Below are 12,329 nucleotides of genomic sequence, written 5' to 3'. Positions count from 1 at the left end.
TAATGTGCGATCATCAATCTACCCACTTCTGCCACTTTACATTTTCATTGTATCCGGCTTCCACCATCGTTTCAATGAACTGCATGCCTCTTACGCCGTCATAAACAGTCGGGAAGTCCAGACATTCCTCACATGGCTTTTCTCCTTTCTTGATACTCATAACAGTATGGGCAAAGTTTCTGTAAATATTGGCAAAAGCTTCGATGAAACCTTCCGGATGACCACCCGGAGTGCGGGTATTCATTTTGGCCATATCACCGATAAAACCGTTATTTCCCATACGGATCACTTCTGTCGGTTTATTCGACCATTTAGCATATAAAGTATTCGGTTCCTGCTGCTGCCATTCCAGACCGCCCTTATCTCCGTAAATACGGATCCGGATATTGTTTTCTTCTCCGACAGCGACCTGCGATGCGGTTAAAGTTCCGACCACACCGTTCTCATAACGAAGGAATGCTGCGCCATCATCATCGATCGGACGTCCGGGCACAAAAGCATTCAGGTCGGCACAAACTTCCAGCACCTTCAAACCGGTTATATATTCACTCAGATGCCAGGCATGCGTACCGATATCTCCGATACAACCGGCTTTTCCGGAGCGTTTCGGGTCTGTACGCCATCCGGCGTTATTTCCACCCTGTAGTTCGATCCGATCGGAAAGCCATCCCTGGAGATATTCCACATAAACACGGCGGAGCGTTCCCAGTTCACCTCTGGCGATACGTTCTTTGGCTTCTTTTACTGCCGGATAGGCAGAATATACATGGGTCAGAGCCAGGATCAGTCCTGTTTCTTCCACTTTCTTCTGAAGTTGTTTAGCTTCTTCCAGCGAGAAGGTCATCGGTTTATCCACTACAACATGGAATCCTCTTTCCAAAGCCATCATAGCCGGTTCAAAATGCCAGCGGTTAGGTGTCACGATAGTCACAAAATCCATCCGTTCACCTTCCGGCAACGTCATTTCATGCTCGAACATTTCCTGATAAGTACTGTAAATGCGATCTTCCGGCAAGTAATAAGACAGACCGGAACTCTTAGAAATTTCAGGGTCTACGCTGAAACATCCGCATACCAGTTCGATCTGATTGTCCATAAAAGCCGCACGACGATGGATTGCACCGATAAAGGCGTCACTTCCACCGCCTACCATGCCCATTCTTAATTTTCTGTTTTTCATGATAATACTATTTTTACAATTACGAATTGAGACCCTAAAGATAGGATTTATTTCGTTATATAGACAAATGATAAATCCGATTTAATGCAAATCGCTCAACAAAAGGCTGAATAAAGTACCGTCTATACTCTAATACAAAGACGGTACTTTATAAAAAAAGAACTAGTAACTTATTTAATTTTCATAACCTGGATTTTGAATTAAATTTGGATTACTGTTTTTCTCATCACGCATTATAGGTAAAAAATAGCATTTGTCAACAAACTGACGCCCTTCATTATTCAGGTCTATAACTTTATAATGCATATTCCAGATATCCGGATCCGCAGTATACTTGTATTGAACACCAGCTCCTGACTTCAATGTAGCAGTAACACGAATACCTTTCAAACTATTTAAACCCGGAAGATCAGGGGCAGTCATCCAACGGCGGACATCCCAATAGCGAATTTCTTCAAAAGAAAATTCCAGACGACGCTCATTCTGATAAATTTTCCGCAATTCATCTTTATTATTGGTTGTAACAGCCGGTAAATTCACATGTTCACGATATTCATTCAGATACTTTTTCGCCTCGTCCAATTCACCCAACTCAATGCAAGCTTCAATATAGCAGAAATAAACCTCTGACAAACGAATGAACGGAAAAACCGCATTGATCTTGTTACGGTGATCCCCATCGGCAGGATTGATATATTTCTTTAAATAATAACCAGTGTATGTAGCATTCCAATTTTCCCCACCGCCACTACGGCTATCCATTCCTGCATAAAACTTTGAGTCATCAGTTACAGACGGATCCAACTGATAATAACCTGTCTGTATTTTTCCGGTCGGTTCAATAGAAGCATAATCATCGGGTCTCTGTATCCATTGCATGCCATCATACATGATGGTTGCATAAAAGCGGGGTTCGCGATTACCATATGGATTGTTTGCATGTTGAGAATTATTCCAATCAAATTTGCTCCCGTCCTCCATTGCAAATGCATCTACCAAATCTTGAACAGGAGTATTTCCTCCCCATCCATGATAACCGGAAGGGCCATTAAATATCGGCATCTTAGTACCACTTTCGTCTTTTGTATCGATAAAATAGCGAGAAAAAATATGATCTGCACTTTCTGCCAGAAAGAAACGCCAGATAGCCTGGGCTTTTTCTTCTGTAGAAAGTCCTGTACCTCCATAGGTCGGAATAGCATGTCCCATCGGATTATCCAACAAATCTTTTGCTGCGACTTTAACGGCTTGCCAACGCTCCGTTCGTGACCCTTGCGTGTAAAACAACAATTCCGGATTTTTATAAGAAGCAAGCAGAGACGATTTTGCCGAAGCTGTAGCCTGGTCATGCAAATCACTGGCAGCATCCGTCAACACACGAACTTTCAAAGCCTTAACAGCAGCCAATGTAGCCCTGCCCTTCTGCGTATTATCAAACGTATGATCCTTTAAACACTCCGCAGCTTTGTCAATATCATCCAGAACCTGCCCGATACAATCCGTATAAGAAGAACGGGATAATAAAAACGACTCCGGATCGTCAGTCAGCTGGGTTACCTTTAACTGAATAGGAACACCGCCAAATCCACGTGTTAAACGATGCAGGAAATAGGCTCTCAAAAAATAAGCCTCCCCCTTCAACTGCTTTTTTGCATCGTCAGCAAATGTTGCGTCATCCACATGTTCGATAAAATCATTGCAGGAACGGATATTCAGGTATAAACGTTGCCATTGATGCCCACTCTGAGTCTTTGAAAACCAGCCTAAATTCACATCAGTCACAGCACCTGCGTTTGTCTCAACAAATTCTCTCCCATGTGTAAACATCGCCTCGTCGCAAGCCGAAGCCTGTAGTTCTTCCGTAAAACCGGCATCCTGAAATGCAAAATAAATATCATACATATAAGCTTCTGCCAGACTCTTTTCTTTCCATATATCATCTGCCATGATTTCTGTCTGTGATTTTGTATCCAGAAAATCCGTACTGCAAGACACAGTAAGCAAAGCTACAGATAAAAGACATAATATATTCGCTTTTTTCATGTTCATATCAAGTTTAGAATGTTACAGTAAAACCTACATTAATAATTTTTGACTGAGGATAGTTTGTCGCATTGGAACTTGTACTTTCCGGGTCAATATCTTTACTTGGCGAGAAAGTCAGCAAGTTTACCCCACTCACATACAAACGGGCATACGAGATAAACTTTGTTTGCAGCAACCATGCTTTGGGGATACTCCATCCTACTTCAAGATTTTTCAAACGGATATAATTCGTATTGACCATCCAGTAAGTGTTGTTACCGGCCGCCGTTCCATCCCAATAATACTGACTGCGTTCGTTTACACGCGGATATTTGTCAGATGGATTATCAATAGACCAATGCTTGTCATAAACTGTTTTCGGATAATTACCAATATCACCGGCTTCCCAGTAAACTTTAGTCCATGAATCAGCCGCACCTTGAAATAAGATATTCATGTCAAAGTTTTTCCATTGCAAATATCCTGTAATGCCATATGTCCATTTCGGTTCATTGGTACGGTCCGAACGATAACGGTCATCCGGGGTTATTTTACCATCCCCATCGAGATCCTTAAATTTCATATCACCCGGTTTTAAGTCCGCATCCTTTGTTATACCGTCATAATTTGGACGATTAGCTATATCGTTGATTTCATCCCAATCCTTAAATACACCGTCATACTCGTAATACAAAGAAGTATTCATCGGATGACCTGTCGACTTTTGCCACTCAGGAGCACCCGGAGCTTCATCCCAGAACTTAATGGTATTTTTTGCATAGCCTCCGGTTGCAGATATACTATAGCGCCAATCTTTACCGATATTGTCATTCCATTCAATCTTAAAATCAAAACCGGTATTATTAACCTTACCTATATTTTCAGCAGGCAATGTTAAGCCGGAAGTTGTAGGAATAGATGCATTTCTACGCCATAAAATATTTGAACGTTTATTATAAAAATAATCTGCCTCTAAATATAAGCGATTATCGAATGTCCGGGCTTCAATACCAACATTGAAGTTATTAGCACGTTCCCACGAAATAGCAGGATTCGGAAAACGACTGATGCGCAATCCCTTTTCATCCGCATTATCAATAATATATCCCCATTCATAATAATAGGTAGGTGCAAATTGGTATTCCCTTAATTTATCATCATAATAAACCTGGTCGTTCCCCATCTGCCCCCAGGATGCACGTAACTTAAAGTAATTAATAAAAGAGAGATTTTCTTTCCAAAAGTCCTCTTCCGAAATACGGTATCCAAGCAAAACACCGGGGAAAAAGCCAAAACGCTCGCCTGCTGCGAACATATAAGAACCATCATAACGCCATACAAATTCAGCCAGATATTTCTCTTTATAGTTATAAGCAAAACGTCCGAAATAATTCATACGGGCACGTTCCCAGTTATCTCCGTCACTCTTGGCATTTTTCTCTTTATCACCACCTGCATTAAAATGATGAAGAGCCGTAGAAAGGAAATACCTCCGGTATCCGTTAAACGATTCAGCATCGGACCAGTCGCGTTCCATACCTATCAAAAAATCGACTCCATGATCTCCGAAAACCCGATTATATGTCATAATACCGCTTAAGACTGTATTTGTCTGGTCTGTAGACTCCATAGACAAGTCCGGATCCTCATGGTTCGGGTAACTCAACATCGGCGTTAATTTAGGTGTTGTGCCATCTGATTCATAACTCACTTTATCCCAATCATATAAAGTCCATGGCTGAAACCATGTTTTACTTTGCTTTAAGTATTTATCATAAGAGACGGAAGCTACAAGTTTCAAACCTTCAATCCAGGGCTGAGTAATTTCTACATTAGCATTAGTTTGTATATAGTAACGCTTATCATGCGTATAACCGGTTTCATCTGTACAGGCAACAACCGGATTACGCCCATATTCCTGTGCCGGTCCGGGTAGTCCGTTAGGCCAGTAAGCCTGGTCAGTTGGACGGCCTCTGGATGTGAACCATAACAAATCACCTGCTCCCTGACTTGGGAAATTACGGTTTTCCTGACGTCCCATTAATTGAGTTCCCACCTTAATAAAATCATTGAGTTGTGCATCAACATTCATACGCAGGTTGAACTGTTTGTAGTTGTTCGCAGATTTATGATAAAGCCCGTCTGTATATTTATGTCCGAAGTTTACAAAGTATTGATATTTATCAGAACCACCTTCCAGCGATGCATTGTGAATTCGCTGTGGAGACCAATCTTTAAAGGTTGCCGCATACCAATCCGTATTCGGATATCTCCAAGGATCAGAACCATCACGATATTTCTGAATTTCTTCCTGAGTTGCAAACAAAGTATAATCTCCCATACCGACACCATTATTCTTAGCCGGATTTTTCATGGCTTTATTCATATACAATTCATTCATCAACTCTGCATATTGAGGAGCATCACACATTTCCGGTAGATTGGTAGGCTTAGACCATCCTTGGTTAAAAGAATAAGAAAACACCGGTTTCTTGCCCGCACGTCCTTTTTTAGTAGTTATCAAGATTACACCATTGGCTGCACGTGCCCCATAGATAGCCGCAGACGCATCTTTCAGTACAGACATCGTTTCAATCTCGTTTGGGTCAAGACGCTCCAAACCACCAGTTCTCGCCGCTACTCCGTCAATGACAACCAACGGATCATTATTTCCTAATGTATTTGAACCGCGAATACGAATTGTTGCTCCATCGTAACCCGGTTCACCAGAACGCTGAAATGTTACCACTCCCGACATTTTACCAGCTATGGCATTTGATAGATTCGCTACTGGTGTTTTTATTAAATCATCCCCCTTCAATGTGGAGACAGCACCTGTAACAGTTTCTTTTTTCTGAACTCCATATCCGACAACCACAACCTCATCTATATTTTGAGTATCTTCCTGCATCGTAATATTGATCGATAACTGATTACCTACCGCAATCTCCTGCGAACGATATCCGATATAAGAAAAGAGAAGCGTAGCATTGGCCGGTACTTCCAGTTGATATCTACCCTCCATATCGGTAATTATACCGATTGTCATTCCTTTTACTGAAACATTTACACCAATAAGAGGATCCCCCGAAGCATCAACAACCGTTCCCCTGACATTTTTCTGCTGTGCAAATACATTTGTCGTACAAAAAATTAAAAGCAATAAGGTTAACATTCTGAATAAATTGCTTTTAACACGACATCCTTTTAAATGTATGTCTAAAAAAGATTCTTTCATTTCCTTCTGTTATTAAATGAATATAAGGTTAAAAAACACAATGGATATGACTACATATCCGAATAGAAAACATTGGAATTAAAAATTCATAATCATAGGCAAGCAATATTAAAATGAATACTAGTGAATTATATAAACTTAAATTTTATCTTCTCCATTACTTAACAAAGTGCAATCTTTATTACAGAGAAACAACTGGCATATATCTTGAAAACCGTATTACTAAGGAAAACAGTCCCCTTCATACACATACCGGACACCTCATTTACCAAACAAACATAACCTTCTATAGATCAACATAATCTTCAGACAAATTAGGTTAACAATTAGACTTAATAGCAAAATGTTTCAAAATGGGAACACAAGATCTATTAAGAGAATTAAGAAAATCACAGCAGCAAAGATATTACATTTTGTTATATTAGCAAACATAAGTGCAATTTTTTATTACAAATATCATTTATTTATTCAAACCACAAACACTAAATTGCTTACATGAACGATATACTAAGGAATATAGATGCAATTCGCAGAAACAAAGGATATTCGCAAGAATATTTAGCTAGTCAGATCGGCTTAAAACAAGCTGGGTTAAGTCTTATTATGTCAGGAGAGCGGGAACTTAAATACAACACATTATTACAAATTGCAAACGCTCTGCAAGAATCAGTAATAAACATTATTGCATATCCGGATAAATATGTTCTGAGCAAGGAAAGTAATATATCAACAGAAACAGTATTACAAATCAAGCTGGACAACGATAAAAAAGAGCAGGTACTAAAAATCGTTTTCGGAGAAGAAGCAGCAGAATTGCTAAAAGGAAAGTGATATTTTTATCTATTGAAAAGATCAGATCCGGTTTATTGAATATAAAAACCGGATCTAATTAATTATATTTACTCTGTAACTATTTATACTTAAAGGAATTATCCCCTAACTGGCTTCAACCCCATCTTTGCAGCCCGTTCCAGCATAAACTGTTTAGCTGCCTCATATTCATTAGGAATTATGCCGTCCAGAATAGCATTCTTGATGGCTTCTTTTATGACGCCTACCGGCTGTGAAGGAGGCAGGGAGAATGTTTCCATAATTTCCTCACCCGAGACAGGCGGCTGGAAATTCCGTACCCGGTCTTTCTCTTCTATTTCTGCCAACTTCTCACGAACCAACCGGAAGTTATTCAGAAAACGGCGGACTTTTTCCGGATTCTTACTGGTGATATCCGCCTCACAAAGCTTCATCAAGTCATCGATATCGTCACCGGCATCGAACAACAAACGACGGATGGCAGAATCTGTCACTTCATCGTCTGCCAAAGCTATGGGACGCATATGAAGGGTTACCATTTTCTGTACATACTTCATTTTCTCATTCATCGGCAACTTCATCCGACGGAAAATACCCGGCAGCATACGCTCGCCGATAAAATTATGATTGTGGAACGTCCATCCCAGACGAGGATCAAAACGTTTAGTTGCCGGTTTTCCTATATCATGGAAAATCGCACTCCACCGAAGCCACAGATTATCCGTTGTTTTACTCAAACGGTCCAACACCATTAAGGTATGGGCAAAATTATCCTTATGACCGATGCCTTCTTTTGTTTCCACTCCTTTCAGAGCACACAGTTCCGGAAAAATCAGCTGCAACAATCCGCTCTTATCAAGCAATTCAAAGCCGATGGAGGGTTTTGGCGAAAGTACGATCTTGTTCAATTCATCCACAATCCGTTCTTTGGATATAATGGAGATGCGTTCCTTATTGCGCTCAATCGCATCAAATGTATCGGGATGAATAAAAAATCCCAGCTGTGAAGCGAAGCGGACTGCACGCATCATACGCAACGGGTCATCACTGAACGTTATATCAGGATCGAGTGGCGTACGGATAATCAGATTGTCCATATCATCCAATCCTCCAAAAGGATCGACCAACTCCCCATAACGTTCTTTATTCAGACATAAAGCCAGTGCATTGATCGTAAAATCGCGCCTGTTCTGATCATCTTCCAAAGTCCCGTCTTCCACAATCGGCTTCCGGCTATCGCGATTATACGACTCTTTCCGTGCTCCGACAAACTCGATCTCAAGGTCGCCTGATTTCACCTGCGCCGTTCCGAAATTCTTAAATACGGACAAATGTGTCTTTTTCCCCAACTTGCCGGCAACAGTTTTTGCCAACTCTATCCCGCTACCTACTGCAACAACATCAATATCTTTTGATGGACGGTATAAAAAAATATCTCTGACGTAACCGCCAATCACATAAGCCTCAACACCTAATTCGTCTGCGGCCTCTGAAATTATGTGGAACGGTTTTGCCGATATATGATTTAAAATATCTTCCTGTTCTATATACATTCGCTTTATTTATCTCACTCATTGAGACTGCAAAGATAAAAAATATATCTTTGCAGACAGAACGAATAAGATAAACAACATGAAGAAGTCTGTAATATGTATCGCATTGGCAGCCGTAACCCTGGCTGCATGCAATAATACGGAGAAAGAAGCCCGGGCCCGGTTGAACAATGCAAAAAGTATGTATGAACGAAACGAGCTCTTCGCCGCAAAAAGCGAAATAGACTCTATCCGCGCACTCTATCCGAAAGAATTCAAAGTATTGAAAGATGGACTTTCCCTGATGCGTATGGTCGAGATGAAAGAGGCGGAACGGAATATCGCTTTTTGCGACAGCCTTATTCCCATCAAGACAGAAGAAGCGGAAGGACTGAAAAAAGGATTCGTTTTTGAAAAAGACAGCGTCTACGAAGAGATCGGTAATTATATATGGAAACAGCAGACAGTGGAGCGAAATGTGCAACGCTGTTATATCCGCAGCGGGGTCAACGAAAAGGGCGAGATTTATCTTGCCAGTGTTTTCTACGGCGGCGCACCGATCAACCATACAGGCATCAAGGTCAGTACGAAAGACGGCCAGTTTGCCGAAACAGCCACAATCCCGTACGACGGCGGAGTAAACTACCGTTTTAAAGATCTGGGAAAAACAACTGAAGTCGTCACCTACAAAGGCGAAAAAGGACTCGATGCTGCCAAGTTCATTTCTACAAACGTAAAAGAACGTGTCAAAGCCGAGTACACAGGTGGCAAACCCTATACATTATATATAGCTGACGGGGATAAAAAAGCGATTGCCGCGACTTTTGAACTGGCTACTGTATTAAGCGATCTGGAAAATCTTCAGAAAGAGAAAGAAAAAGCAACCAAGCGAATTGCTTATTTGAAAAGCAAATTGGAAAGTAATACAGAAGAATAAACGGTCTGATTTTCTCCATAAAAAATCCGGTTCCCAATTGAATATGAGAACCGGATTTTTATTTGAGAGTATCTTTTTTTACTTCACGATCACCTTATAAGCCTTGTCACCTTCAACGGACACAATCACAACACCTCTTGCTGTCTGAATTGATTCATTATCAGAAGATACAAAGCGGGAACCGATTGTCTGCCCCAGAATATTCGATAAAGTAATTTTCTTACCTCCTGCATTACGGATTTGGAATTCACCTGTACTTCCGATTACCTGAATAGTCGTAGGCGCTTCGATTTCTTCGTTGGCAACAGGAGCCGGAGCATTCTCAATAGTAAACTCTGCCATCGGAACAGGCTGCATTACAGCAAATCCATTCACCATACCGACATAAGGTTTAGCATCATCCTTTTTGAACTCACTCTGGTTTTCCAGATAATAAGTACCACCCTCTACCATCTTGAATGCAAAGAGAGCCGGACTGTTTTCCATCGTTTTAACAGATTCATCGGAAATGAATACGGCACGTCCGCCTAAAGTATCACTAGCTGCCAAATAATAACGAGTTTCGTCACCCTCTTTCGCGCCTATGGCCTTGCAAGAGATATAATACAACTGTTTACCCAACGGACTCTTTTCAGCTTTCTCAACCCAAAGACTAAAATTATCTTCCGTATAGCCAGACTTCGTAATCTCATTGCCTTCGATCTTCAGTTCAGCCAGAAATGTATTCGGGTTCATCACCAACGAATTATTAGCAGTAGAAAAACGCTTATGACCAACTTCCTGAGGAGCATATTCAGGAGCATCAGCAGACAGGATCATAACATTAGCCGGATTTTTTGTCAACTGAAGACAACCAGTCTGTATATCCATTCCAACGTAACGGCCTTCAGCATCACCCACAACTTTCATTGTAGACCATTGTCTTGTCTCATTGAAAACAAAGTGGAATGAAAGAGGCTCACTTGTCTCGGACAATTTCAAACTATCACTTTGGGCTGCGATTCTATCAGTTCCGAACAACGTACGTAGCTGATAAGAGATAATAGAGATTTCATCGCCTAACTGTTTAGCACCAGCTACTACTTGCGTATCCTTCGGTACCAGTTTAAACATAATCTGGTTAGAAATATCACCTGTTCCTTTCAAGATAGAATCGTTCGTAAATGTAGACAGATAAGCAGGACCTATCGGAATTCCGGGTATCAGATGAAGCGTAAATCCTTTCTCGGCCAATTCTTTCTCTGTATAAGCCCGCGAACCTAAATATTTATCTTTCAAATCAACAGACACCGGAGTAACTTTTACAGAGTCTCCATCGAGTAAATAGGTATCCTCCATTTCTGCCACTTCAAATATTTCCTGATTCAAGATAAAAGCATCATCAGATTCACGGTCGACAACGGAATATTTGCCATTTTCAGTTTTAATATACCATTGCCCTCTCGGCAAGTTCACAGAAGGAACACTGTCTCCCCCCATAAAGGAGTTTTTCTTAACATAATATTTACCTTTGGTACCTTTGCTTGCACTTTGGAGAAAATAAACGCCTGAACCTGTCGGTATATTTGCATGAGTTCCGGCAGACAAATTGATCAAAGGTGCTTTTCCTTGTTTCACAGCACCATTATCATCCACCTTTGAAACAGTCAACACTTTTTTCGGTCCAACACTGGCAAATACAACTTGCACAGTATCTTCTCCACTCTCAGGAGCTCTTTTTAAAAATACAGATACTGAATCATTCTTTAAGTCGACTGTAAATTTAAACTTTTGCCAATCAGCATTCGGATCTTGCGTCTGACGGGTAGAATCCAAAGAAAAATTATATCCAAATACATCCTTTGCACCAGAAATATCTGTTTTAAGCATGTCGACACCAAAATATTTAGCCTTATTATCCGGAAATGCCTCGTTTCCTTTTTCCTGTAAAGTAACATATCCGTCTTCATCATCGACATCTTTTGCTATCAGGTCTTTCCCTGAGAAAATATCCCCTTCATATGTATCACCAAACTTTAACTGGAAAGTCTTAAAACCAGCCCCGAGCTCGTCTGCCTTCAAAAGAAATTTGGAAGAAGGCTCTACTACCGTAAATTTAGCATTGGAATCAGCCGCAGGAGTATCAACCAAAGATAAATCTTTATCATTCGTAATCACAAAAGACAAATATTTATCTCCGCTATAAAAACTTTTTAATTCTTGCGGATTATCTGTTCCATCCAAAATCCATTTATAAGCAACTCCATCTTTCACTGCAACCAGATTAGGTACCGTTTTTTTAGCCGGAGCAAAAGCCAAATAACTCAAAGTTGCTTTGTTTATGATCGAATAAGTTGTAACTCCTACGACCGCTTTTTTTTCCACTATCTGCCACAAAGCAGAATCAACTGCAGCCTTCGTCATATTTTCTTTAAAAGATTTTACTATAACAGAATCCGATTTATTACCATCCAGTGATAAGTAGAGATCTCCTGATTTCAAATAAAAGAAATCATTCGTAGATCCAAATTCTGTCGCATTCATCGTGAAAGAACTTACCGCCATTAAAACCACAGCCAATAAAGTAGATTTTCTATTCATATATTATTTCACTTTTGATTTACATAT

Annotated in this window: 7 protein-coding genes; 2 read left to right on the top strand and 5 right to left on the bottom strand. The window is 40.5% G+C overall.

Annotated elements, in window-relative coordinates; genetic code table 11:
* Positions 1–13: 13 nt before the first annotated feature.
* The 3 genes from DWW91_RS05245 to DWW91_RS05235 all read right to left on the bottom strand — a co-directional run bounded on the left by DWW91_RS05245 (position 14) and on the right by DWW91_RS05235 (position 6,380).
* Positions 14–1,180, bottom strand: a complete 1,167-nt coding sequence (locus DWW91_RS05245) for a Gfo/Idh/MocA family protein (protein ID WP_007657342.1) — start codon at positions 1,178–1,180, stop codon at positions 14–16.
* A gap of 174 nt (positions 1,181–1,354) precedes the next feature.
* Positions 1,355–3,223, bottom strand: coding sequence for a RagB/SusD family nutrient uptake outer membrane protein (locus DWW91_RS05240; protein ID WP_010802286.1), 1,869 nt, complete (start codon positions 3,221–3,223; stop codon positions 1,355–1,357).
* Positions 3,224–3,236: 13 nt separating this feature from the next.
* Positions 3,237–6,380: a TonB-dependent receptor gene (locus DWW91_RS05235; protein WP_229061287.1), complete on the bottom strand. Its 3,144-nt coding sequence runs from the start codon at positions 6,378–6,380 to the stop codon at positions 3,237–3,239.
* 558 nt (positions 6,381–6,938) lie between these two features.
* On the opposite strand from DWW91_RS05235, the gene DWW91_RS05230 reads away from it, so the two are divergent.
* Entirely contained in the window at positions 6,939–7,274 is a 336-nt protein-coding gene (locus DWW91_RS05230) for a helix-turn-helix domain-containing protein (protein WP_122327166.1), read from the top strand.
* A gap of 98 nt (positions 7,275–7,372) precedes the next feature.
* Here DWW91_RS05230 and DWW91_RS05225 read toward each other — a convergent pair whose 3' ends face one another.
* Positions 7,373–8,806 carry a CCA tRNA nucleotidyltransferase gene (locus DWW91_RS05225; protein WP_122327165.1) on the bottom strand — a complete coding sequence of 478 codons (1,434 nt, stop codon included), beginning with the start codon at positions 8,804–8,806 and terminating at the stop codon, positions 7,373–7,375.
* A 79-nt stretch (positions 8,807–8,885) separates the two neighbouring features.
* On the opposite strand from DWW91_RS05225, the gene DWW91_RS05220 reads away from it, so the two are divergent.
* Complete coding sequence (locus tag DWW91_RS05220; protein WP_048317699.1) at positions 8,886–9,722, top strand: hypothetical protein; 837 nt, start codon at positions 8,886–8,888, stop codon at positions 9,720–9,722.
* A gap of 78 nt (positions 9,723–9,800) precedes the next feature.
* Here the strand turns inward: DWW91_RS05220 and DWW91_RS05215 are convergent, their stop codons facing one another.
* Positions 9,801–12,302, bottom strand: coding sequence for a DUF6383 domain-containing protein (locus tag DWW91_RS05215; protein WP_122327164.1), 2,502 nt, complete (start codon positions 12,300–12,302; stop codon positions 9,801–9,803).
* Positions 12,303–12,329: the final 27 nt, after the last annotated feature.

The organism is Parabacteroides sp. AF17-3 (assembly GCF_003635445.1).
Lineage (GTDB): Bacteria > Bacteroidota > Bacteroidia > Bacteroidales > Tannerellaceae > Parabacteroides > Parabacteroides goldsteinii.
Note: the sequence above shows the minus strand (reverse complement) of the source record. Positions and strands in the feature narration are given on the sequence as shown.